The organism is Mesorhizobium sp. BR1-1-15, assembly GCF_020165475.1.
In the GTDB taxonomy this organism is placed as follows: Bacteria; Pseudomonadota; Alphaproteobacteria; order Rhizobiales; family Rhizobiaceae; genus Mesorhizobium.
In genome coordinates this window covers 1-24995 of sequence record NZ_JAIUIF010000008.1, presented here as the reverse complement: position 1 = coordinate 24995, position 24995 = coordinate 1, and the positions used below count along the sequence as shown (strand labels likewise).

Genomic DNA, 24995 nt, shown 5'->3' with positions numbered 1-24995 from the left:
AGAACTGGACCGTCCGCCGGAGGGGAATTTGCCCGCATGTTCACCAAAATCCTGATCGCCAACCGTGGCGAGATCGCCTGCCGCGTCATCAAGACCGCGCGCAGGATGGGCATCGCCACGGTCGCCGTCTATTCCGACGCCGATCGCGATGCCGTGCATGTCGAGATGGCCGACGAGGCGGTGCATATCGGACCGTCGCCAGCCGCGCAGAGCTATCTCGTGCCCGAGAAAATCATCGCGGCGTGCAAGGCGACCGGCGCTCAGGCTGTGCATCCCGGCTATGGCTTCCTGTCCGAGCGCGCATCCTTCTGCGAGGCGCTGGAGAAGGAGGGCATCGTCTTCATCGGGCCGAAGCCGAAAGCCATCAAGGCGATGGGCGACAAAATCGAATCGAAGAAATTCGCCAACGCCGCCAATGTTTCGACGGTTCCCGGCTGGCTCGGCGTCATCGAGAACGCCGACCACGCGGAGAAGATCGCCGGCGAGATCGGCTATCCCGTGATGATCAAGGCCTCGGCCGGTGGCGGCGGCAAGGGCATGCGCATCGCCTGGAACCAGGCCGAGGTGCGCGACGGCTTCGACCGGGCGCGCTCGGAGGCCAAGAGCTCGTTCGGCGACGACCGCGTGTTCATCGAGAAGTTCATCGTCGATCCACGCCACATCGAGATCCAGGTGCTGGCCGACGCGCATGGCAACGCACTCTATCTCGGCGAGCGCGAATGCTCGATCCAGCGCCGCAACCAGAAGGTGGCCGAGGAGGCGCCATCGCCTTTCCTCGATGCCAGGACGCGCAAGGCCATGGGCGAGCAGTCGGTGGCGCTGGCCAGGGCCGTCGACTACCAGAGCGCCGGCACGGTGGAATTCATCGTCGACGCTGAGAAAAACTTCTACTTCCTTGAAATGAATACACGATTGCAGGTCGAGCATCCGGTGACGGAGCTTGTCATCGGTGTCGATCTGGTCGAGCAGATGATCCGTGTGGCCGCCGGCGAGAAGCTCGCCTTGAAGCAAAGCGACGTGAAACTGAATGGCTGGGCGGTGGAGAGCCGGCTCTATGCCGAGGATCCGTATCGCAACTTCCTGCCGTCGATCGGCCGCCTGACGCGCTATCGACCGCCACAGGAAGGGCAAGTCGGCGACGTCGTCATTCGCAACGACACCGGCGTCACCGAGGGATCGGAGATTTCGATGTTCTACGACCCGATGATTGCCAAGCTGTGCACCTGGGCGCCGACCCGGCTGGAGGCAATCGACGCGATGTCCGAAGCGTTGGACAGTTTTGTCGTCGACGGCATCGAGCACAACATCCCGTTCCTGGCGGCGCTCATGCAGCATCCGCGCTGGCGGGAAGGGCGGATTTCGACCGGATTCATCGCGGAGGAATATCCCGACGGCTTTGCGCCGATCCTGCCCGATCATGACGACAAGGCCGTGTTGGCGGCGGTCGCCACCGTGGTCGAATTGCTGCGCCGCGACCGGCTCGACCGGCTGGGCGGGCGCTTGGCGCCGCATTCGGGAGCACTCAAGCGCGACTGGGTGGTGAAGATCGGCAAGGATTATCTGTCCGCGTCCATCCTGGAGGGCATGATCTCCATTCCGATGGAAGTCGACTTGTCCATCGAGGGCGGCAAGCCGCTGACGGTTTCGTCGGCCTGGCGGCCGGGCGAACTGGTCTGGCGCGGCAGCGTCGGCGGGCACGAAATGGTGGCGCAACTGCGCCCCGCGCCGAACGGCCTTCGCATCGCCTGGAAAGGGCTTTCGGTGACGGCGCGCGCCATGCTGCCGCGCATTGCCGCGCTGGAAAGGCTGATGCCGGAAAAGCTGGCGCCCGACACCTCCAACCTGCTGCTATGTCCCATGCCCGGCCTCGTCGTGTCGATCGCCGTCGCCGAGGGTCAGGAGGTCAAGGCCGGCGAGACGCTGGCCGTCGTCGAGGCGATGAAGATGGAGAACGTGCTGCGCGCCGAGCGCGATCTCGTGGTGGCGAAACTCAACGTCAAGCCGGGCGACAGCCTGGCCGTCGACGCGGTGATCATGGAATTCGCCTGAAGCGGGGGCGGCCGGAAGCCTGTGGCCGATGTTCGTTTGTGCTGGACTGGCACAGCCCGGTGCCGGACAATACATCTTGATCGACTCAAGTCCTTCGGAAAACGCGAAAAACCATGGCGGATGACAGACTTCCACGCGACCCCTTGCTGCGCGAAGCGGCCGTGAAGGCGGCGGCGCCCGAAGCGCCGGCGCGTCCTTTCGTGCATCTTCGCGTGCATTCGGCCTATTCGCTGCTGGAAGGCGCGCTCCAGCTCGGCAAGATCATCGGCCATGCGGTCAAGGATGAGTGCCCGGCTATCGCGGTCACCGACACCAACAATCTGTTCGGTGCGCTCGAATTCGCGCAGAAGGCGGTGAAGGACGGCATCCAGCCGATCATCGGCTGCCAGATCGCGCTCGCCTTTTCCGGCGAGAACGTTGACGGCCAGCGCGACCGCCGGCGGCAAGGGCCCGAGATGCGGCCAGTCGTGCTTATCGCGGCGACCGAAGCCGGCTATTCCAATCTGGTCAGGCTGGTAAGCCGCGTCTATCTGGAGACGCCGCCCGGCGAAGCGGTGCATCTGATCAGCGAGATGCTGGAGGGCCAGACCGACGGGTTGATCTGCCTCAGCGGCGGTCCCCGCGGCCCTATCGGCGCGGCTCTGAAGGAGGATCGACGCGATCTCGCGGAGACCCGGCTGTCGACCCTGAAAGCCCTGTTCGGCGATCGGCTCTATGTCGAACTGGAACGAGTTTCCGGTTACGACCGGCTGATAGAACATTCCACGATCGATCTCGCCTATGCCCACGAATTACCGCTCGTCGCCACCAACGAGGCGTTCTTCTCCTCGCGCGACGATTATGACGCGCATGATGCGCTGATCGCCATAGCGGAGGGCTCGGTCGTCGCCGTGGACAATCGCCGCCGGCTTTCACCGGATAACTTCCTGCGTAGCCAGGCTGAGATGGCAGCGTTGTTCGCCGATCTGCCGGAAGCGATCGACAACACGGTCGAGATCGCGTTGCGCTGCTCCTACTATCCGAAAACCCGCAGCCCGATCCTGCCGCGCTTTACCGGCGGCGACGCGTCGGACAAGGACGCAGCCGAGAAGGCCGAGGCCGCCGAACTTGCCCGCCAGGCGCGTGAAGGGCTGGAGGCCCGGCTTGCCGCGCACGGACCGACGCCGGGCTATACGGTCGAGCAATACCGCGAGAGGCTCGAGTTCGAGCTCGGCATCATCGAGAAGATGAAATTCCCAGGCTACTTCCTGATCGTTGCCGACTTCATCAAATGGGCCAAGTCGCAAGGCATTCCAGTCGGGCCGGGGCGCGGCTCGGGTGCGGGCTCGCTGGTCGCCTATTCCACCACCATCACCGACATCGATCCGCTGCGTTTCTCGCTGCTGTTCGAGCGCTTCCTCAATCCGGACCGCGTGTCGATGCCCGATTTCGACATCGACTTCTGCCAGGACCGCCGCGAAGAGGTGATCCGCTATGTCCAGCAGAAATATGGACGCGACCAGGTCGGCCAGATCATCACCTTTGGAACGCTGCAAGCCCGCGCCGTGCTGCGCGACGTCGGTCGCGTGCTGCAAATGCCTTACGGCCAGGTCGACAAGCTGTCCAAGATGGTGCCGCAGAACCCGGCCAATCCGGTAAAACTGGCGGACGCCATCGCCAACGAGCCGCGTTTTGCCGAGGAGGCCGAAAAGGAGCCGATCGTCCAGACGCTGCTCGACATGGCACAGAAGCTGGAAGGGCTTTATCGCCATGCGTCGACGCACGCCGCCGGCATCGTCATCGGCGACCGGCCGCTGTCGGAGCTGGTGCCGATGTACCGCGATCCTCGTTCGGACATGCCGGTCACCCAGTTCAACATGAAATATGTCGAGCAGGCCGGGCTGGTGAAGTTCGACTTTCTCGGCCTGAAGACGCTGACGGTGCTGGAGACGGCGGTGAAGCTGATACGCCGCCGCGGCATCGACATCGATCTTGCGACGATACCGCTCGACGACCCCGAGACCTACGCCATGCTGTCGCGCGGCGAAGTGGTCGGCGTGTTCCAGGTGGAAAGTGCCGGCATGCGCAAGGCGCTGATCGGCATGCGGCCCGACTGCATCGAGGACATCATCGCGCTGGTGGCGCTGTACCGGCCGGGGCCGATGGAGAACATCCCGACCTACAACGCCAGGAAGCACGGCGAGGAGGAGATGGCGTCGATCCATCCCAAGATCGACCATCTGGTGAAGGAGACGCAAGGCGTCATCGTCTACCAGGAACAGGTGATGCAGATCGCGCAGGAATTGTCCGGCTATTCGCTGGGCGAAGCCGATCTTTTGCGCCGCGCCATGGGCAAGAAGATCCGCGCCGAGATGGACAAGCAGCGTGAGCGCTTCGTCTCGGGCGCGGTCGAGCGCGGCGTGGCCAAGCCGCAGGCCGACTTCATCTTCGACCTGCTAGCCAAGTTCGCCGACTACGGTTTCAACAAATCGCACGCGGCCGCATACGCCGTCGTCTCGTACCAGACCGCCTATCTCAAGGCGCATTATCCGGTCGAGTTCCTGGCGGCGTCGATGACGCTCGACATGGGAAACACCGACAAGCTCGCGGATTTCCGCCAGGATGCGCTGCGCCTCGGCATCGAGGTGGTGGCACCGTCGGTGATATCAAGCTTTCGTCCCTTCGAGGTCGGCGAGAACCGCATCTACTATTCGATGGCCGCGCTCAAGGGAGTCGGCGACGCGGCGGTGGAGCATATCGTCGCCATGCGCGGCGAGAAGCCGTTCAAGAGCCTGGCCGATTTCTGCGAGAGGGTCGATCCGAAAATCGTCGGCAAGCGCGTCTTCGAAAGCCTGATCATGGCCGGAGCGCTAGACTGTTTCGGCCATGACCGCGCCGCGATGATGGCTGGCGTCGAGCGGATGATGGGGCTGGCGTCACTGGCGCAGCAGAACGCCGTCTCAGGCCAGGCCGACATTTTCGGCGCATCCCTGGGGGCGCAGTCGCAGGCGCTCAACCTGCCGGTGACGGAACCGTGGCTCGCCGCCGACCGCCTGCACCGCGAATTCCAGGTGGTCGGTTTCTATCTCTCCGCCCATCCGCTGGACGAGTACAAGGCGGCGCTGCAGAAGATGCGGGTGCAGAACTGGGCGGAGTTTTCGGCCGCGGTCAAGCGCGGTGCCACCGCAGGGCGCCTCGCCGGCACCGTGACCACCAAGCAGGAGCGCAAGACGCGGACCGGCAACAAGATGGGCGTGGTGCAGTTCTCGGACACGTCCGGCCAGTATGAGGCGGTGCTGTTTTCCGAAGGATTGGCGCAGTATCGCGACATGCTGGAGCCGGGCCGCTCCGTGGTCATCACCGTGGCGGCGGAGGACAGGCCGGAGGGCGTCAACCTGCGCATCCAGACAGTGCAGTCGCTTGAGGACGAGGCCAGCCGCATCCAGAAGGCACTGCGCATCTTCGTCAGAAACGATGCGCCTGCCTCGATCATTCAATCGCAGCTTACCCAGCGTGGTGAAAGTCAGGTGAGCATCATCGTTATCAAGGAAGAAGCGCAGGGCGAGGTGGAGATTGCCCTGCAGGGGGGCTACCGCGTCTCGCCGCAAATCGCCTCGGCGATGCGCGCCGTGCCAGGCGTGGTCGAAGTGGAGCTGGTGTGATCGCCCCTTCCGGGGACTGGTGGCAATCCGCCGGGCGGCATCCGCCGCTCAAGTCACCGCAATTGCCATGAAGACGAAAGACAGCGACGGATTGCAGGACCGTTCCACAATGGCGTGGCTGCGCGACACGCTGCGCAAGCTCTACCACGGCCGCACGCCGGCGGCTTTTCGGTTTCAGCTGGTTGCGGTCATCATCGACCTGGCCATCATTGCCTTCTTCATCGCCACGCCCGTCATCCAGCAGTCGGCCTCATTCCTGTGGCTCGACTATGCGGTGGCGGCTCTGGTCGCCGCCGACCTGGTTGCCAGGCTGCTTGCCTCGAACGACATGCTGCGGCTGATGAAGCAGCCGACCTCCTGCGTGGACATTTTCATCCTTTTGACGCTGCTGATGCCGACGGCGCTGGCCAATCTCGGCTTTCTGCGCATTCTGCGGCTGTGGTCGCTGTCGCGCAGCGGTTCGCTCTGGCGGCATTTCGAGATGCAGGGCCTGCGGCCCTGGCGCGAAGCGAGCCACGCGGTGATCAATCTCTTGACGTTCCTCTTCGTGATCACCGGTTTCGTCTACACTTTCTTCTTCCGCAGCGGAGCGGGGCTGGAAAGCTACATCGACGCGCTTTACTTCACCGTCGCGACGGTGACCACGACCGGGTTCGGCGACATCGTGCTGCCGGGAATGGCGGGGAAACTGACGGCGATCGTGACCATGATCATCGGCATATCGCTGTTCGTCAGGCTGGCGCAGGCGATCTTCCGACCGGCCAAGGTGTTCTTTCCCTGTCCGCAATGCGGCCTGCAACGGCACGAGCCGGACGCCGTTCACTGCAAGGCCTGCGGCCACCTCCTCAACATACCCGACAGCGGTGATTGAGGGGCGATTGAGGCGCGCTATGATGCCGCCGCTTGCGCCGGCTTTGGCTGCCGGCGCTGCAGGTTGAGCATATTGCCCATCAGGATCAGCAATGCCCCGCCTGCGGTGAAGGCGTCGATCTGCTCCTGGTAGAGCAGCCAGCCGATCAATGCCGACAGCGGCACGCGCAGGAAATCCATCGGCGAAATGACGGTGGCATCGGCGTAGCTCAGCGCCCAGGCCATGCAGAAATGCGACGACATGCCGGTGAAGGCGATCAGCAGAATCCACGGCCACAGCTCGAGCGACGGGTTGCGCCATTCGTAGAGCGCCGGGACCAGGCCGAGCACCGACTGGATGATCAACATCCAGAAGATGATTCGCACAACGCTGTCGGTCCGCGTCAGCGACTTGACCAGGACCAGCGAGATGCCGAAGCACATTGCCGCGCCCAGCACGACCAGATGTCCCGGATCGACCGAGCCGACGCCTGGGCGCACGATGATCACGACACCGATCAGCCCGAGCGCCACGGCGCCGAGCTTCGGCCGGGTGAGCCTTTCGCCGAGAAAGGTGACCGCAAGGATCGCCGTCCAGATCGGCGTCGTGAATTCGATCGAGATCAGCACCGCCAAAGGGATCAGCGTCAGGGCGTAGAGCCACGCCGCCTGGCCGGTATAGTGAACCACGTTGCGCGTGACATGGGCGAGGGGGCGCCCAGTGCGCATGGCGGCAAAGCCGCCATTTTGCATGACCAGCGGCAGCAGGATGAAAAAGCCGATCACCGAGCGCAGCTCCAGCACCTGGAAAACGTTGAGCTCGGCCGTGGTGGCGCGGCCCGCGACCGACATCGCCAGGAACGAGGCGATCGACAGCGCCATCCAGAACGCGGCCTTGGGGATGGAAGGGGTGGGTGCCATTTCCGCTATGTCGCAGGCCGTGGCTTTTGCCGCAACCGCTAGCAGCCGCATTCTTCTGGGCCAGCCGGATGTTGCAAAACAGTCATGTTGAAGGCGGAACCTGGCACGGCAGGGGGCGTTGAGTTCCGAATATCGGAAGTGCTTCGCAGGTGCCTTTCAATGTCGATAGGAGAATTTCGATGAGATCATTTGCGCAATTTGCGCTTGCTGGCTGCCTGTTGGTCACGGCAGGCGCGGCACATGCCGACGAGTCCAGATTTCTCCAGTCGTTCAAGGGCAATTTCACCGGCAAGGGCATTGTCAAGGTGACTACCGACGCGCCGACGGTGAATGTGTCCTGCACGTTCAGGTCAAACGCGACGTCGACCTCATTGTCGCTCGATGGCAATTGCCGAGGGCTTATCGTGGTGACGCGCGCCATCAGCGCGGACCTGAGGACTGCCGGAGCGAAATATAGCGGCACTTATGTCGGGTCTCGTACCGGGCCTGCGCAATTGAACGGCACCCGTTCGGGCAACGCGATCAATCTCGGCATCCGTTGGGCCAAGGAGGTCAATGGTGACCGAAAGGCGCAGATGAAGGTCGAGAAACGAGGCGAGAACGGCATGCGGCTGACGGTGATCGACACTGATCCGAAAACCGGCAAGAGCATGGTGACAAGCAGGATCGATCTGCAGCGCACCTAAATCTCGACAGCTGATATCCATTATCAGTCTTCCAGCGGCTCTGGCGGGTGGGTGTCGCGGCCTTTGCCGAACGTATAGCCGGTTTCCACCGCCTTGCGGCCGAACTTGTCGCGCAGCGCGTCGATGGCGCCTTCGGCCATGGCCCGCTTGCGCGATTGGATATCGACCAGATCGGGCGGATCGGCCTTGTCATCGGCGGAAAGATCGCTGACGCCGATGCCGAGCAGCCGGTATTTGGTGCCGTCGGTTTCCTTGCGCAGCAGCTCGACCCCGGTCGAAAAGATACGGTCGGCGAGCCGGGTCGGGTCGCCGAGCTGGCGGTTGCGGGTGCGGATCTTGAAATCCTGCGTCTTCAGCTTGAGCACCACCGTGCGCCCGGCGATGCCGGATTTCTTCAGCCGCGCCGAGACCTTTTCCGAAAGGCCCCGCAGCACCGAGACCAGCTCGTCCAGCGAAGCGATATCGGTGTCGAAAGTGGTTTCGGCCGATACGCTCTTGGCGTCCTGGTCGGGATCGACGCGGCGGACGTCCTCGCCGCGCGAGAGCCGGTAAAGCCGGTCGCCCATCACGCCATAGCGGCGCATGAGGTCGCCACGGTCCATCTTCTGGAGCTGGCCGATGGTGCGGATGCCGTCCTGTTCGAGCGTGGCGTTGAATGCCTTGCCGACCCCCCAGATCATGCTCACCGGCTGTGCGGCGAGGAAACCCACGGCTTCCGCTTCGCCGATGACCGAGAAGCCGCGCGGTTTGCGGAAATCCGACGCCACCTTAGCCAGGAACTTGCAGTAGGACAGACCTGACGAAACGGTGATGCCGATCTCCTTCTCGACGGCCAGCGCGAAACGGGCCAGCACCACCGCCGGCGGCAGGCCGTGCAGCCGTTCGGTTCCGGCAAGGTCGAGAAACGCCTCGTCGATCGAGAGCGGCTCGACCAGCGGCGTCAGCGCCTGCATCATGGCGCGCACCTCGCGCCCGACGACCACGTACTTTTCCATATTGGGCGGGATAACCACCGCTTCGGGGCAAGCCTCGAGCGCCTTGAACATGGGCATGGCGGAACGCACGCCCCTTATCCGGGCGATGTAGCAGGCGGTGGAGACGACGCCGCGCTTGCCGCCGCCGATGATCAGCGGCTTGTCCTTCAGCGCCGGGTTGTCGCGTTTTTCGATTGCCGCATAGAAAGCGTCGCAGTCGATATGGGCCAGATGCAGCCGGTACAGCTCGGGATGACGGGCAAGCCTGGGGCTGCCGCATCGCTCGCAGCGCCTGGCGTCGCCGCGCTGAAAGGCCAGGCAGTCGCGGCAGAAACCGTGATCAGGATTATTGACAGGAGCCGCCATCGCTGCGAACATAAAGAGAACAAACACAATGGTACGACAGTGCAAGGCTAGCGACAAGCTTGGCCTGGGGAGAACGCATGAGCACGACCATAGTGCCGCTGGCGCCTGAGCTCTGGCCTGAATTCGAAGATCTCTTCGGCAAGCAGGGCGCCTGCTACGGCTGCTGGTGCACGCATTTCCGGCTGGCGCCGGCGGCTCGTCGCGAAAGCAGCCGCGAACGCAACAAAGACCACATCAGGGCGCGCATCGAAGCAGGCCCGCCACCGGGCATGCTGGCGTTCGAGGACGGCAAGGCAGTCGGCTGGATGCAGATCGGGCCGCGCGCCGACGTGCCCGAGTGGAACAACCGGGGCCGGGGCTCGGCTCCGGTCGATCCCGCGGACGCATCGGATCCGAGCGTCTGGGCAATTTCCTGTTTCTTCATCCGCGCCAAGGCACGGGGCCGGGGCATCAGCCATCGCCTGGTCGAAGGCGGCATCGATTTCGCCCGCAGGAACGGCGCGCGAATGGTGGAAGCCTGCCCGATAGACCTGTCGAAGGATTCACGCTCCATCGGGCTGTTCGTGGGCTCGTCGCGCGTGTTCGAGAAGGCCGGGTTCGAGCGGCTCCTGGAACGCAAGGCGGGCCGGCCGTTGATGCGGCTGGTGCTGGAGCCGAGCGCCTGAACTTCGCCGTCTTGCAGTTGTGACGGTCTTTCCCTACCAGAAGTAGGAGACGATTTTGCCTTTTCGACCAAACGGAGAATTCTACGTGAACCGGATGTTGCCAATCGCCTTTACCGCGCTTCTGCTCAGCGCGCCCGCTTTCGGCCAGAGCGTCGACAGCCAGGGTGCGAAGCAGCTATCCGAGAACCTGTCCCGCTATGTCGGCAAACAGGCCCTCGACAAGGGCATCCTGAAGGTCTCGGTCGAAGGCGGCGCCTACAAGATCATGTTCGATTTCAAGGCGCTCGCCGGCACCTTGCCCGACCAGAAGCTGTTGAAATTCGACTTTGCGCCCTACGCCCTGCTGGTCAAGCCGCGCAGCGACGGAACCTGGGATGTCTCGATGGATCTTTCGCACAGCGCCTCCTTCGAGTTCAACGGGCCGCAGGGGCTGCAGAGCACGCAATTTTCTATCAAGGACGGCAAGGGTTCCGGTGTCTACGACCCCAATCTGGCGGCCTTTACCAGCGGCACCAGTTCGATGGCGGGCATGACGATGGTGTCGCAAGATGCCAAGCAGCACATGGAAGTCAGCGCCGACGGCGGCACCGCGACCATGGCCGCCACCAAGGCTGCCAATGGCGGGGTCGATTTCGCGTTGTCGCAAAAAGTGTCGAACTTTGTCGAGGCGATCAAATTCGATGATCCCGAAAGCGGACTGAAATTCCCGGTCACCGTGAAATCACCGGAACTGTCGGTGGATGCCAAAGGCAAGGGCGTGCAGACCAAGCCGCTGCTCGATCTCCTGGCATTTGCCGTCGCCAATGAGAATGAAGCCACGCTGAAAGCCAACCAGGCGCAGCTCAAATCGCTTCTGCTCGCCGCGCTTCCTGTGTGGGAACGCATCGACGGGACATACGGGTTCAAGAATTTCGCGGTCGAGAGCCCGGTCGGCACGTTTGGTGCGGCGCAGCTCAGCACCGCCTTCGGAATGGATGGCGTCGCCCAGAGCGGTACGATCGGCTACGGGATCAAGGCATCTGGGTTGACCGTGCCGCAGCAGCTTCTGCCGAACTGGAGCATGGCGCTGCTGCCGACCGATATCGACCTGAACTTCGGCGGCGCCAATATCGATCTCGACAGCATGGCGAAGAAGGCAATCGAAGCCTTTGATCTTAACAAGAACCCGCCGCTGTCGGCCGAATTCGGAGAGCAGCTCAAAACCGACTTCATGGCCAAGACGCCGAAGGTTGTCATTGGCCATAGCACCATCAAGAACAAGGATACCGAAATTGCCTTGGAAGGCGAAATGACTTTTCCTGGCGAGAAGCCGGAAGCCAATGTGACGGTGGACGTGGCCGGCTTCGACAAGATCGTCGAGGGCTTGCAGGAAGCGGCGAAATCGGAACCGGAGGTGGCGCAGTACGTGCCTGTGGCCCTGATGGTGAAAGGGTTCGGCAAGACCTTGACGGACGGCCGCATGGAATGGGTCGTCAACGCCAAGCCGGACGGTTCGGTCATTGTCAATGGCGTCATGCTGAAGCCGGCCGATCCTGCCGAGGACGACAGCATTGACGATGGCGGCGACGAGACGGACCAGGCGGATCCGACACCGTAGCCACTCGGCTCACCAAAGCGCGTCGCCTTCGAACGGATTGGCGCGACGCGCCTCAAGCCTTCGTTTTATGCTTGTCGCTCAAACCGGGCGACAAGAGTCAGACTTCGCTCGACCTGGCGATCGGGGCGCCGCCTTGGGATCGTCACTCATATGGAATGCTCGTGGTTATCGTCGCCCAGCGGCAGCGCGCGCAACGCCTTGCCGACGGAAGCCGGTGGCGTGCCGGTTTCCTCGGCAAAACGCAGCAATGTGGGTTCGTGGGCGAGAACGAACTGCAGCACACCGGCCAGAAATCCCGGCTCGCCGGCAGCTTTGCGGATCGAATGCGCCTCGATGCCGGTGATCGCCAGGAAGCGAGGCAGCAGTTCGGGATCAGAGGCGACGAAGGCCAGAGCCTTCACGGCAATGGTTTCGGCCTCTTCGCGCATTGACGCTGCGTTTGCCATCACTACCTTTCAGGGTATGCGGAATGTGAGTCTCTTCCGCAGTAATGGCAAGCGTCGCTTGCGGCAAGTCGTTACCTCTTCAGTGCGGGACCCGAGGTGGAAACGGAGCAGCTTTTCTCGCCGCAGGTTTCCGTTTCGTCAATCATATTGCCGTAGAGTCGACCAGGGTTTGGTGCGTCCCGGAAGGGCGCATAACGGCCGCGTTCGAGCGAAACAGCGGCCGGGACGGGATATCGATGCCTAAGAAGGTCATGATCGTCGAGGACAATGAGCTCAACATGAAGCTCTTTCGGGACCTCATCGAAGCAAGCGGTTACGAGACAGTTCGCACCCGCAACGGTCTGGAAGCGCTCGATCTGGCGCGTCAGCACCGGCCGGATCTCATTTTGATGGACATCCAGTTGCCTGAAGTGTCTGGGCTGGAGGTGACGAAATGGCTGAAGGAAGACGACGACCTGCACGTCATCCCGGTCATTGCCGTCACCGCCTTCGCGATGAAGGGCGACGAGGAGCGCATCCGCCAGGGCGGCTGCGAGGCTTATATCTCCAAGCCGATCTCGGTGCCGCGCTTCATCGAAACCATCAAGTCTTACCTGGGTGATTCCTGATGCACCTTGCCGCCAAAGCCGGAGCCTTGTGAAATGACCGCTCGGATTCTCGTCGTCGACGACATCCCTGCCAATGTCAGGCTGCTGGAGGTTCGGCTGCTGGCCGAATATTTCGAGGTGTTGACCGCCACCAACGGCCTGGATGCAATCGAGACCTGCGAGAACGGCAAGGTCGACGTCGTGCTGCTCGACGTCATGATGCCGGACATGGACGGCTTCGAGGTCTGCCGCCGCCTGAAGAGCGATCCGGCGACGTCGCATATTCCAGTGGTAATGATCACCGCACTCGACCAGGTTTCCGACAGGGTGCGCGGGCTTGAGGTCGGCGCCGACGATTTCCTGACCAAACCCGTCAACGACCTGCAACTGATGACGCGCGTCAAGAGCCTCGTCAGGCTGAAGTCGCTGACCGACGAGTTGCGGCTGCGCGCTTCGACCACGCGCAACATCGGCATCGAAGAGTTGCTCAGCCGCAATTTCGCCTCCGAGGACACGACGCCGAAAGTGCTTCTGATCGATGAGCGCAAATCGTCGATCGAGCGCGTCCAGAAGATGCTGCGCGACTGTGCTGACCTGGATGTCGCCAGCGATCCGCATGCCGGCTTCTTCCAGGCGGCGGAGACGCCCTATGAATGCGTGATGATCTCGACGAGCTTCGCCGATTTCGATCCGCTTCGGCTCTGCTCGCAACTGCGCTCGCTCGATCGCACACGCTTCCTGCCGATCATCCTGCTGGCGGAGGAGGGCGAGGAGGAGCGCATCATCCGTGGTCTCGAACTCGGCATCAACGACTATCTGATGCGGCCTATCGACCAGCAGGAACTGACGGCGCGGTTGCGCACCCAGGTGCGCCGCAAGCGCTACAACGACCAATTGCGCGCCAGCGTGACGCAGACGATCGAAATGGCGGTGACCGACGGGCTGACCGGGCTGCACAACCGCCGCTATCTCGACAGCCATCTCCAGACGCTGTTCGACCGCGCCGTGGCGCGGCGTCGGCCGCTGTCGGTGATGATCACCGACCTCGATCGCTTCAAGTCGATTAACGACACGCACGGCCATGACGGTGGCGACGAGGTGCTGCGGGAATTCGCGCGGCGGCTGCGCAAGAACGTGCGCGGCATCGATCTGGCCTGCCGGTTCGGCGGTGAGGAGTTCGTAGTGGTCATGCCTGACACCGATGGAGCGATCGCCGAAAAGGTGGCCGAACGCATCCGCGCCGAAATCGCCCAGATGCCGTTCGTCATCGGGCCTGACGGCAAGGCCATCGAGGTCACCGTCAGCGTCGGCGTGTCGTCGGTGCTGAAGGGGGTGGATACGGTGGCGGCGCTGATGAAACGCGCCGATCTGGCGCTCTATGAAGCCAAGAGCGGTGGCCGCAACCGCGTCGTCGCCAAGGCTGCCTGACGGACCGGGTAAGAGTATCCGTCAATCCGGCAAGGTTACCCATTTACCTTAATCCAAGCGATTCACGAGGCTTGGTTAAGAAACTGTTGATTTTCATAAGCTCTTGCGCAAATGTGCGGCCACAGACAGAGCGACGCCGGCACGAGGACAGACAGCCGGGTCGATCAAAAAATACCCCATGATGCTCAGGTCCGCCGCATCTCCTGGGTCCGTGGGGTCGGCCGGCCGGCGCTGGCACATAGTGGCCTCCTCGTACCGCTGCCAAACGCCGACCGGCCCCCTTTCAAAATAGCATCAGGATTCTGCGCCAAGCTCCGGAAATCAGGGGCTTTTTGCGCACGAGATGTCGACAGCGCTTCCTGGCCTGGAAAAGGCGAGCTCCGATGTGAAGAGCTGCGGCGTACGCTCTCTTGCCATTCGGCAGAGGGCGTTGCTCCTCACTTCATACATATGGCGCCCAGGGGGCTTGCTTCAAGCCTGGGTTCCTCCCGTAAAACCGCGGCCCTAGCCAATGGGAGCGGAGTGACGGGAATGCGTGCACCGACAGATGGATCGCGTCGAAATCATGCGGTGATTGTCGCCGGGGGCGGCCCGACAGGATTGATGCTGGCAGGCGAACTCGCATTGGCGGGCATCGACGTCGCCATTGTCGAGCGGCGCCCGACCCAGCAACTGATTGGCTTGCGCGCGGGTGGCCTGCACGCACGCACAATCGAGGTGCTCGACCAGCGCGGGATCGCCGACCGGTTCCTCTGCCAGGGGCGATGCTTCCCGACCGTCGGCTTCCACATGATCCGTTTGGACATCAGCGACTTTCCCACCCGGCACAACTATCTGCTGGCGCTGCGGCAAAACCACATCGAGCGGATATTGGCCGACTGGATCAGCGAATTGGGGGTGCCGATCCATCGCGGACAGGAAGTCACGGATTTCATGCAGGACGACAGTGGCGTGGATGTGGGGCTTTCCGATGGCCGACGGATGAAGGCGCAGTACCTCGTCGGATGCGACGGTGGACGCAGCACGATCCGCAAGGCGGCGGGCATCGAATTCGCTGGATGGGATCCGACGATGAGCTGGATGATCGCCGAGGTCGAGAAGTCGGAAGAACCGCCATTGGGCTTTCGCAGCGACGCCCGCGGAACCCATGCGATAGGCAAGATCGAGGACGGCGACCGGTTGGGCATCGTGCTGACCGAGAAACAACTGATCATCGGTGGTGAACCGACATTGGACGATCTCCGCGAGGCGCTCACCGTTGTCTATGGCACCGATTTCGGCGTCCACAGTCCGACTTGGCTCTCTCGTTTCACCGATATGACGCGCCAGGCTGCCGCTTACCGCGACAGACGTGTCCTGCTGGCCGGCGACGCTGCGCATATCCATCCCCCAATGGGCGGACAGGGCCTCAACATCGGCGTGCAGGACGCGGTCAACCTGGGATGGAAGCTGGCCCAGGTCGTCAAACGGGCATCACCGGACAGTCTGCTCGACAGCTACCATGCCGAGCGCCATCCGGTCGCCGCCATCGTGTTGCGCAACACGATGGCGCAGGTCGCGCTTCGCCGCATGGATGATCGCACCAAAGCCCTGGGCGACACCATCGCCGAACTGCTCGCCATGGATGAACCACGCAAACGAATCGCCGCAGAGATGTCCGGCCTGGGTGTCCACTACGACCTCGGGGAGGGGCACGCGCTGCTTGGGTGGCGAATACCCGACCTCGATCTGCTCACCGCCAGCGGGCCGGTGCGGCTGTTTACCTTGCTGCACCATGCCCGGCCGGTGCTGATCAACCTCGGCACGCCCGGCAGACTTGACATCAAGCCGTGGGCGGATCGGGTCCAGCAGGTCGACGCCGTGTACGACGGCGACTGGGAGCTGCCAGTTCTCGGGGCCGTCGCCGGGCCCGACGCGGTGCTGATCCGCCCCGACGGGTACGTGGCATGGGTTGGTTCCGGAAGCCAACAGGGACTGGCCGATGCGCTGACCACCTGGTTCGGGCCGCCCGCTGCTGTGGCGTAGCAGGGTCGAGGCCGGCCTGGCGCATCGCCCGCAAACGCGTGCTTGTCATGCGTTGCGAGCTTTTACGGTGCTAGGTCTCCTGACATCCCGTTGACAGGAGGTACCATCTGTGCAGAAATTGGTTGGACCATTGGACCACTTGGAACGCGCGTGGATCAAAACAGCCTGCCACCTATTCAGACGACGGCGCGTGACGACGCCGTGCTGAAGGCGTTGGTAGGCTTTGTTCGTGCCGAGGCCCTCCAGCCGGGCGAGCGGCTGCCAACGGAACGCATCCTGGCCGAGCGGCTGAAGGTCAGCCGCAACACGGTGCGCGAGGCGCTGACGCGCTGGGAAGGGCTCGGGCTGGTCGAGCGCCGGCAAGGCAGCGGCACCTATCTCAAGGCAGCCGTTTCGCCGGACATGTTGCATCTGCCGCTGACGCTTGCGGGCGGCAACGACTTCACCAGCCTGATGCAGACGCTTGAAATCCGTCGCGCGCTGGAGGCGGAAGCCGCCGCCCTTTGCGCCGAACGCGCGAGCCAGACCGATATCGCCGAAATCGAGCGCAAGCTCGACATCATGGAGCAGGCGTTCCGCACGCGCGAGGGCATGTCTTCGGAAGAGGACTGGGAGTTCCACCAGGCGATCTACAGGGTTTCCGGCAACCCGCTGTTCGAACAGATCATCGCCGCCATGCACGAATTGTTCCACCGCTTCTGGGAGCATCCGCTGGGCGTGCGCGATTTCGGCCACGCCAGTTTTCCCTATCATCGGACCATTTACGAGCGCATCGCCGCGCGCGACCCGCACGGCGCCCGCGCCGAAGCGCTCAAGCTGATCGCCACCGTCGAGGACGATCTCAAGCGCGGCGCCGCCAAACTCAAACTTTCGAGCCAGACATGAACGAGCATCCCTCAGGTTTCGATCACGACTATCTTGCCGAGGCGGCGACGCTTCTGGCGCATGACGAACCTTTCCCCGGTGGGGCGGTGGTGCCGCCGATCTACCAGACATCGCTGTTCACCTTCGCCAACTATGCCGAGATGGCGGATACTTTTGCCGGCAAACGGAAGCAGCCGATCTATTCGCGCGGCGACAATCCGACGGTGATGGAGTTCGAGGCACGCGTCGCCGCGCTCGAGGGCGCCGAGGCCGCGCGCGGCTTTTCCAGCGGCATGGCGGCGATCAGCGCCACGGTGCTCGCCTTCGTCGGCGCCGGCGAGCGCATCGTTGCGGTGCGCAATTGCTATGGTGATGCCTATCGGCTGTTCGAGCGGCTTTTGCCGCGGCTCAACATCAGGGTCGACTATGTCGACGGCTCCGATCCGGATGCGGTGGCGGCGGCCCTTCCGGGCGCCAGGCTGCTCTATCTGGAGAGCCCGACCTCGATGATGTTCGAGTTGCAGGACTTGGCTCACCTGACCCGGCTGGCGAAGGAGCAGGGCATCGTCACCACGATCGACAATTCCTGGGCGACACCGGTGTTCCAGAAGCCGATCACGCATGGCGTCGATCTGGTGCTGCATTCGGCTTCGAAATATCTCGGCGGCCATAGCGATACGGTCGCCGGCGTGGTGGCAGGCTCGGCCGCCCACATCAAGCACATCAACGAGCAGACTTATTCCTATCTCGGCGGCAAGCTTTCGCCCTTCGAGGCCTGGCTCTTGCTGCGCGGGCTGCGCACGCTGCCGCTGCGCCTGCCGCACCACATGAAGAGCGGGCTTGCCATCGCCGAACGGCTGAAGGCGCACGGCAATGTCGAGCGCGTCAACCACCCCGCCTATTCGAACCATCCGGGCAAGGCGACGCTTGCTGGTTACGCGGGGTTGTTCTCCTTCGAGGTCACCGAGGATATCGACATCCCTGTCTTCGTGGATGCGTTGAAATATTTCCGCATCGGCGTGAGCTGGGGCGGCCATGAGAGCCTGGTCGTGCCCGCCAAGGCGTCGCTGGAGCAGACGCCGGGACTGAATTCGATGGCGCGCTTCGGCGTCAGCCCCCGAACCATCCGCTTCAATGTCGGATTGGAGAATGTCGAGGACCTGTGGGCCGACGTGGCGCAGGCCTTCGAAAAAGCCAGAAAATAACAAGCCGCTTCAAAATGGGAGTCTTGAAGATGAAAAAACTGACCGCCATGCTTGCCACAGCCGCGGGATTGGCAATTTCCGCCGGAAACGCGCTGGCCGATTCGACCCTGAAAATGGTCGAAGTCATCACCAGCCCGCCGCGCACGGAGTTCCTGAAGAAGCAGATCGCCGAATTCGAAAAGGCCAATCCCGGCATCAAAGTCGAGCTGGTCTCGCTGCCGTGGGGCCAGGCCTTCGAGAAATTCCTGACCATGGTGCAGGCCGGCGATACGCCCGACGTGGTCGAGATGCCGGAACGTTGGATGGGCCTCTACGCCAACAATGCCCAGCTCGAGGATCTCGGCCCGTACATGGCCAAGTGGGACGACGCCAAGACGCTCGGCGACCGTGCCAAGCAGTTCGGCTCGACCGTCAACAACACCCAGTTCATGATCCCTTACGGCTACTATGTGAACGCGTTGTTCTGGAACAAGAAGCTGTTCAAGGAAGCCGGCCTCGACGGCCCGCCGGCCACGCTCGACGAGTTCGTCGCCGATTCCAAGAAGATCTCGGCGTTGCCCGGCAAATACGGCTACTGCCTGCGCGGCGGGCCCGGCGCCTTCAACGGCATGCACATGTTCATGAACATCGCCGCCGGCAAGGGCGGCTACTTCAACGAAGACGGCACGTCGACCATAAACGAGGAGGGCTCGGTCAAGGGCCTGCAGATGCTGGCAGACATGTACAAGCAGGGCCTGGCGCCCAAGGATGCGGTGAGCTGGGGTTTCAACGAAACCGTCACCGGCTTCTATTCCGGCACCTGCGCCATGCTCAACCAGGATCCGGATGCGCTGCTGGGTATAGCCGACAAGATGAGCGCAGACGACTTCGCCGTGGCGCCGCTGCCGGTCGGGCCGAGCGGCAAGTCCTATCCGACGCTCGGCTATGCCGGCTGGGCAATGTTCGCCAATTCGCAGCACAAGGACGACGCCTGGAAGCTGATGGCGACGCTGCTCTCGCCCAAGGACAATCTGGAATGGGCCAAGGAAGTCGGCGTCGTCCCGATCCACAACGGCGCCGACCAGGATCCGCATTTCAAGACCGAGCAGTTCAAGGGCTGGTTCACGGAGCTCAGCGACAGCGCCAAATATGAAATGGTGACGCCGCCGACGCATCTGGAGAATCTCGGCAATTTCGTCGACCAGGTGGCGATCAAGAATTTCCAGGAAGTGCTGCTGGGCCAAAAGACGGCCAAGGAGGTTGCCGACCAATGGGCCGCCTTCCTGACCAAGGAACAGCAGGACTGGATGGCGAAGAACAAGAAGTAGTTTTTCTTCCTTCTCCCCGTTCACGGGGAGAAGGTGGCCCGATAGGGCCGGATGAGAGGCGGCGCTAGTTCTGTCAGCCTGGCGCTGCCCCTCATCTGCCTGCCGGCATCTTCTCCCCGTATATGGGAGAAGGGTGCTGTCGCCTTCGCCGGCACCCACTCACCACTGTTGAGCCCAAATGACCTATGCCGTTTCCGAAATACGACCCGCCGGGAGGCCGCGCCGCAAGCGGCTGACGCACGCTGCCACCGAACCCTGGCTTTATCTCAGCCCGGCGATCATCCTGCTGGTCGTGGTGCTTTTGGTGCCGCTGGTCATCGGCATCAGCTATTCGTTCCGTAAGTTTTCGGCCTTCAAGTCGGAATATGTCGGGCTCGGCCAGTACCAGGCGATGCTGTCGGATGCCGTGCTCGGCCAGGCGCTGGTCAATACGTTGTGGTGGACGCTCTCCAGCCTGTTCTTCCAGTTCTTCCTCGGCCTTGGCCTGGCGCTGCTGCTCGACAAGCCGTTTCGGGGCCGCAAGGTGGTGCAGGCGCTGGTGTTCCTGCCCTGGGCGGTGCCGTCCTTCCTGTCGGGCCTGACATGGGCATGGCTGTTCAATCCGATCATCGGGCCGCTGCCGCACTGGCTGTTCGCGCTGGGGCTAAAGGCCGAGCCGACCAACGTTCTCTCCGATCCCTCGACCGCCATGTGGGGGCCGATCGTCGCCAATGTCTGGTTCGGCATCCCGTTCTTTGCCATCACGTTGCTGGCGGCACTGAAATCCATTCCCTCGGAACTGCATGAGGCGGCAGCGATCGACGGCGCCTCGCCCTGGCAACGCTTCACCAAGGTGACGCTGCCGTTCCTGGCGCCGACCATCGCCATCACGGTGATGCTGCGTACCATCTGGATCGCCACTTTCGCCGACCTGATCTTCGTCATGACCGAGGGCGGGCCGGCCGGGTCGACCAACACGGTGCCGGTCTACATCTATGTCAGTGCCTTCAAGTCGCTGGACAAGGGCTACGCATCGGCGGTTGCCGTGCTGCTGCTCGTCCTGCTCATTGCCTATGCGATCGCGCTGATCGCCATCCGCCGCTCCCTGGTGAGGCACGTCTGATGATTGCGGGACGCTCATCTTCGCAGCGCTTCTTCGGCGGCGTCGGGCTCTATGCGGCCATCGCGGCCTATGTGATCTTCGCCCTGTTCCCGATCTTCTGGACGCTGAAGATATCGGTTACACCGGAACGGCTTCTCTATTCCGAAGGCATCACCTTCTGGCCGTCGCAGATGACGTTGCAGAACTTCGTCACCGTGCTCGAGGCGACCGACTTTCCGCGCTATTTCCTCAACAGCGTCATCGTCTCGGTTTCGACGGCTGCATTGGTGACTGTCATCGCGACGCTTGCCGGCTATGCCATGTCGCGCTTCACCTTTCGCGGCAAGGCGGCACTGGCGCTGATGCTGCTTTTGACCCAGACTTTCCCGCTAGTCATGGTCATTCCACCGATCTATCGCGTGATGGGCCAGATCGGCCTGATCAACAGCCTGACCGGGCTGATCATCATCTACACCGCCTTCAATACCGCGTTTGCAACCTTCCTGATGCAGTCCTTCTTCGACGGCATACCGAAGGACCTGGAGGAGGCGGCGATGATCGACGGCTGCACACGCGCGCAGGCGATGCGCCGGGTGATCGTGCCGCTGACGCTACCCGGCATGGGCGCCACGCTCGGCTTTGTCTTCACCGCTGCCTGGAGCGAACTCCTGTTCGCGCTGATGCTGATCTCCAGCGATGACAAGAAGACCTTCGCCGTCGGCCTGCTCACCTTCATCGGCAAGTTCGCCGTCGACTGGGGGCAGATGATGGCGGCGTCGATCCTGGCGCTGATCCCGGTCTGCATCTTCTTCGGCTTCCTGCAACGCTATCTCGTCACCGGCCTCACCGCCGGCGCCGTGAAGGGATAATCGATGGCTTCCGTTACGCTGGAAAAAGTCCGCAAAGACTATGGCGCCGTGCGTGTGCTGCACGCGGTCGACCTCGACATCGCCGACGGCGAGTTCGTCGTCCTCGTCGGTCCGTCCGGCTGCGGGAAATCGACGCTTCTGCGCATGATCGCCGGTCTGGAGGAGGTTTCCGATGGCGAGATCCGTATCGGCGAGCGGCTGGTCAACGACGTCGCGCCGAAGGACCGCGACATCGCCATGGTATTCCAGTCCTACGCGCTCTATCCGCATATGGACGTGTCGAAGAACATGGGCTTCAGCCTGATGCTGAGGAAGGCAGAAAAGCAGGCGATCGACGCGCGGGTCGACGGTGCCGCCAGGCGGCTTGGGCTGGACAATTTTCTGCAACGCCTGCCGCGGCAGCTTTCCGGCGGCCAGCGCCAGCGCGTCGCCATGGGCCGGGCCATCGTGCGCGATCCCAAGGTCTTTCTTTTCGACGAGCCGCTTTCGAACCTCGACGCCAAGCTGCGCGTGCACATGCGCGCCGAGATCAAGGCGCTTCACCAGCAACTGAAGACCACATCGGTCTATGTCACGCATGACCAGATCGAAGCCATGACCATGGCCGATCGCATCGTCGTGATGCATGACGGCGTCGTCCAGCAGGTCGGCGCGCCGCTCGACCTCTATGACCGGCCGGCCAACATGTTCGTCGCCGGATTCATTGGCTCGCCCGGCATGAATTTCCTGCCGGCGAGTGTTGAGAAGGGCGGCAAGGCGGATGCCGTGCTGTCCGATGGCCAGAAACTGCGATTGCCGGATGGCCTGCCGCTCAGGGAAGGCGATGCTTTTACCGTCGGCTTGCGGCCGGAGCATATAAGGCTGGCGGATGACGGCCCGCTGCAAGGCGAAGTGGTGGTGGTCGAGCCGCTCGGCCTCTCGACGCAGTTCTACGTCAAGCTGGCCGGCCAGCAGCTTTGCGTGTTCGCCATGGGCCGCGCCGGCGTGAAGCCTAGCGAGACGGTGCGGCTATCGGCCGATCCGGCGGCGCTGCATGTTTTCGACCCGAAAAGCGGCGACCGGGTAGGGTAGGGGCGCCGCCGCCGAGCGGCCACTCTGTTGCCCGCTGGGCATATTCTAACCATACGGCCTTTTGGCGAGTCGAAACTTGCTTGACCCGGGCCAACCGCTTTGCGGAGCCACATTAATAGAAACCTCCTCCTGCCGCCATCATGTGCGTCCTTTCATCAATCAGTTTGGTTCTTGAATCGCCGCAACGCGGCGGGGGGAGATTTATAATGCCTGCGAATAACAACTCCGCCGACGCTCGTATCACTGAACCATGCCGCGAGAATGACCAGCCTAGGCCGGTGAACCGGTATGTCAGAAGACGGCTTCCGTCTGCCATCACGCTCGGAGACCGGAGAATTGCTTTCATACGCAGCGAAATCACGGAACAGATTCAGTCGCGAATTGACGCCTAGCGGACAGCGAGGGCAGCAGTATCAAGCCACGCTCTATCCCAGGGCGGCCGGCAAAGCAGCCTAAATCTCTTTGAACTCCACCGTCCGCGGCGGGATATGAGCTAGGCTCAGCCGTTTGGTATTCTTGATTTCTGGCCAACTGCCGCCCTACTTTGGGCCATCATCAGGGACCTAGACGAATGATCTCGGTTTGCGGATACATCGGGGCGGTGATCGGTTGGAAGGCGCTCGAAAATGCCGGCGACATCCTAGATAAGATCGGCGAGACGCTGTTTGGCGGACGTTATAAAGCGATCTACGAGGACGTCGCATCCAAGCTGCGCGCTCATACAGGCGCGGTTCCAGCAAACCACGATTTGGAGCACGCCATTCGACTCAGTGAACTCACCTCTTCACTCGTGATGGTGCGCATGTATGTCGATACGCAAGAGGCCGACCAGTTGCGGCTTGGCGGACGGCCGCCGGAGCGTCGCGCGAGGATTCAGTTCGCTAGTGCCGCGCGCCGCTATCTGCATAAGCAGATCGGATTGGGCGGGCCATTCAAGCTAGAATCCAACAAGGACGTTGTCGATGAAATAGAGACAAACTTGGACGGCGCGCTATCGGCTCGCGACTTTGCAGCGGTCCAGGCGAGTCTGGATGCAGCGTGCAAGCGCGTTCTGCGCGATCTCATCGCTGGAACGGAGCAGGGAAAGGACCAACTGGCCGTTCCTGCCGATTTCGCGTCATTTTTTCGTGGAAAGGCGACAGATGATGAGCCGGGCTGGGCTCTTATTTTCCTTGCCTTCATGCGGGAGGCATTGAAGCAAAATCACAAAGCGGAGGTCGCCTTCATCGCGTCTCGCCTTGGGTATTTGCGCAATTCGCTACCGAAACTCGAAGCCAAATTTGACCAATTTTTGCAGATAGCGAATTCGATAAAGAACGACACATCTGATATTAAAGATGATGTATCTAAAATCCTAGCAATAGTTCAGAGACGTGGTTCTTATGTAATTGGAGGAATTCAATTTGAATTTCCTATTAAAATTGAAATAGCGATAAATGATCGTGGAGAGCTTATCATTTTCCACAATCGGCCATTTAACAATGATTTATCTAAACTAGAATTCAATATGGAAGAAAGTCGACTCTCTCTAATAATGATTAAAGGATTCTCTTGTAATATACCAATACGATCTGAGTTATCTGTGTTTATGAGAAAGTCTACTCAGGCTTTAATGGTTCTTGTGAACGAGGAAGGTGGAAATCTAGTCGAGGGTGACTATGTGCCATTGCATGTCATGAAAAGGTACTTGGAACCATTTTCTTCTGGCTAGGGCAAAGCTGCGTAGAGACAAATTCTCTGGATCCTTGCTGAGGCGCCGTGGCTTTTGTCGTGGAGATTTATGCGGTGACGACGCGCACGCCTTTCGCGGTTTATGGGAGCCGCTCGACAAGGCCCCTGCCTCGCGCGGGCTTTGTGGCTATAGCAGCCCTATCGGCAGCGCGATCCACTATGTTGGCCGTTATGCTGGATTTGACTACCAACCAATGAAATCAATGTTTTAGGAACAAAAAACGCCGCCCGATGGGCGGCGTTTCGGCATTTTCTCGGAAAAACCAGATTACTTGATCTTGGTTTCCTTGAACTCGACGTGCTTCTTGGCAACCGGGTCGTATTTGCGGAACGACAGCTTGTCCGTCTTGGTGCGGCTGTTCTTGCTGGTCACGTAGAAGAAACCGGTGTCGGCGGTCGACAGAAGCTTAATCTTGATGTTTGCGGCTTTGGCCATGGTATCAGTCCGTTTGTTCGTGGGGTTTTGGCCGCTGGAGCACGGGCAAACACCCGGACGCGGGAAACTTGCCGCGACACATAAAGAACGCGCCCGGAAAGTCAAGCCCGACGCGCCTTGCTGTCGTAAGCAGATGAGTTGTCCGGATTAGGTAGCACGTGAGTTGTCCGGTTTTATCGCCAGCGGATGGAGGCTGG

At 61.9% G+C, this 24995-nt stretch carries 20 protein-coding genes; 16 read left to right on the top strand and 4 right to left on the bottom strand.

The window, feature by feature from the left end; all coding sequences use genetic code 11:
* Positions 1 to 36 precede the first annotated feature (36 nt).
* The 3 genes from LB541_RS15515 (at position 37) to LB541_RS15505 (ending at position 6561) form a co-directional block, all read left to right on the top strand.
* Positions 37 to 2049: an acetyl/propionyl/methylcrotonyl-CoA carboxylase subunit alpha gene (locus tag LB541_RS15515; protein ID WP_224618877.1), complete on the top strand. Its 2013-nt coding sequence runs from the start codon at positions 37 to 39 to the stop codon at positions 2047 to 2049.
* 113 nt (positions 2050 to 2162) lie between these two features.
* Complete coding sequence (gene dnaE / locus LB541_RS15510; protein WP_224618875.1) at positions 2163 to 5690, top strand: DNA polymerase III subunit alpha; 3528 nt, start codon at positions 2163 to 2165, stop codon at positions 5688 to 5690.
* Positions 5691 to 5757: 67 nt separating this feature from the next.
* Complete coding sequence (locus LB541_RS15505) at positions 5758 to 6561, top strand: potassium channel family protein (RefSeq protein WP_224618873.1); 804 nt, start codon at positions 5758 to 5760, stop codon at positions 6559 to 6561.
* 17 nt (positions 6562 to 6578) lie between these two features.
* On the opposite strand, the gene LB541_RS15500 is transcribed toward LB541_RS15505, so the two are convergent.
* Positions 6579 to 7460, bottom strand: a complete 882-nt coding sequence (locus tag LB541_RS15500) for a DMT family transporter (protein WP_140501527.1) — start codon at positions 7458 to 7460, stop codon at positions 6579 to 6581.
* 179 nt (positions 7461 to 7639) lie between these two features.
* On the opposite strand from LB541_RS15500, the gene LB541_RS15495 reads away from it, so the two are divergent.
* Positions 7640 to 8146 carry a hypothetical protein gene (locus tag LB541_RS15495; RefSeq protein ID WP_140501529.1) on the top strand — a complete coding sequence of 169 codons (507 nt, stop codon included), beginning with the start codon at positions 7640 to 7642 and terminating at the stop codon, positions 8144 to 8146.
* 23 nt (positions 8147 to 8169) lie between these two features.
* Here LB541_RS15495 and LB541_RS15490 read toward each other — a convergent pair whose 3' ends face one another.
* Entirely contained in the window at positions 8170 to 9498 is a 1329-nt protein-coding gene (locus LB541_RS15490) for a DNA polymerase IV (protein WP_140818793.1), read from the bottom strand.
* Between the two features lie 65 nt (positions 9499 to 9563).
* Here LB541_RS15490 and LB541_RS15485 point away from each other — a divergent pair, with 65 nt between their 5' ends.
* Both LB541_RS15485 and LB541_RS15480 read left to right on the top strand, forming a co-directional pair.
* Entirely contained in the window at positions 9564 to 10151 is a 588-nt protein-coding gene (locus LB541_RS15485) for a GNAT family N-acetyltransferase (protein WP_140518294.1), read from the top strand.
* 94 nt (positions 10152 to 10245) lie between these two features.
* Positions 10246 to 11748 (top strand): hypothetical protein, encoded by a 1503-nt coding sequence (locus LB541_RS15480; protein ID WP_140555407.1) that lies wholly within the window; start codon positions 10246 to 10248, stop codon positions 11746 to 11748.
* Between the two features lie 146 nt (positions 11749 to 11894).
* Here the strand turns inward: LB541_RS15480 and LB541_RS15475 are convergent, their stop codons facing one another.
* Positions 11895 to 12194 carry a DUF3572 domain-containing protein gene (locus tag LB541_RS15475; protein WP_140501536.1) on the bottom strand — a complete coding sequence of 100 codons (300 nt, stop codon included), beginning with the start codon at positions 12192 to 12194 and terminating at the stop codon, positions 11895 to 11897.
* A 236-nt stretch (positions 12195 to 12430) separates the two neighbouring features.
* Between LB541_RS15475 and LB541_RS15470 the strand changes: the two genes are divergently transcribed.
* From LB541_RS15470 to LB541_RS15425, 10 genes are all read left to right on the top strand, one after another.
* Entirely contained in the window at positions 12431 to 12802 is a 372-nt protein-coding gene (locus LB541_RS15470; RefSeq protein WP_140501538.1) for a response regulator, read from the top strand.
* Positions 12803 to 12835: 33 nt separating this feature from the next.
* Positions 12836 to 14209 carry a PleD family two-component system response regulator gene (locus tag LB541_RS15465; RefSeq protein ID WP_140518293.1) on the top strand — a complete coding sequence of 458 codons (1374 nt, stop codon included), beginning with the start codon at positions 12836 to 12838 and terminating at the stop codon, positions 14207 to 14209.
* Positions 14210 to 14740: 531 nt separating this feature from the next.
* Positions 14741 to 16234, top strand: a complete 1494-nt coding sequence (locus LB541_RS15460) for an FAD-dependent monooxygenase (RefSeq protein ID WP_224618871.1) — start codon at positions 14741 to 14743, stop codon at positions 16232 to 16234.
* Between the two features lie 150 nt (positions 16235 to 16384).
* Positions 16385 to 17119, top strand: a complete 735-nt coding sequence (locus LB541_RS15455) for a FadR/GntR family transcriptional regulator (RefSeq protein ID WP_140501544.1) — start codon at positions 16385 to 16387, stop codon at positions 17117 to 17119.
* A complete protein-coding gene (locus tag LB541_RS15450; protein ID WP_140555370.1) occupies positions 17116 to 18303 on the top strand; it encodes a PLP-dependent transferase in 1188 nt (395 codons plus the stop codon). The genes LB541_RS15455 and LB541_RS15450 overlap by 4 nt, the downstream gene beginning before the upstream one ends.
* 29 nt (positions 18304 to 18332) lie before the next feature.
* Positions 18333 to 19610 carry an ABC transporter substrate-binding protein gene (locus LB541_RS15445; RefSeq protein ID WP_140562443.1) on the top strand — a complete coding sequence of 426 codons (1278 nt, stop codon included), beginning with the start codon at positions 18333 to 18335 and terminating at the stop codon, positions 19608 to 19610.
* Positions 19611 to 19788: 178 nt separating this feature from the next.
* Entirely contained in the window at positions 19789 to 20712 is a 924-nt protein-coding gene (locus LB541_RS15440; RefSeq protein WP_140518289.1) for a carbohydrate ABC transporter permease, read from the top strand.
* A complete protein-coding gene (locus tag LB541_RS15435) occupies positions 20712 to 21560 on the top strand; it encodes a carbohydrate ABC transporter permease (protein WP_140501552.1) in 849 nt (282 codons plus the stop codon). The genes LB541_RS15440 and LB541_RS15435 overlap by 1 nt, the downstream gene beginning before the upstream one ends.
* A 3-nt stretch (positions 21561 to 21563) precedes the next feature.
* Positions 21564 to 22631 (top strand): ABC transporter ATP-binding protein, encoded by a 1068-nt coding sequence (locus LB541_RS15430; RefSeq protein WP_140761859.1) that lies wholly within the window; start codon positions 21564 to 21566, stop codon positions 22629 to 22631.
* Positions 22632 to 23202: 571 nt separating this feature from the next.
* Positions 23203 to 24342: a hypothetical protein gene (locus LB541_RS15425; RefSeq protein WP_224618869.1), complete on the top strand. Its 1140-nt coding sequence runs from the start codon at positions 23203 to 23205 to the stop codon at positions 24340 to 24342.
* A 288-nt stretch (positions 24343 to 24630) separates the two neighbouring features.
* On the opposite strand, the gene rpmG is transcribed toward LB541_RS15425, so the two are convergent.
* On the bottom strand, positions 24631 to 24798 hold the full coding sequence (gene rpmG / locus LB541_RS15420; RefSeq protein ID WP_006201775.1) for a 50S ribosomal protein L33: 168 nt from the start codon (positions 24796 to 24798) through the stop codon (positions 24631 to 24633).
* Positions 24799 to 24995: the final 197 nt, after the last annotated feature.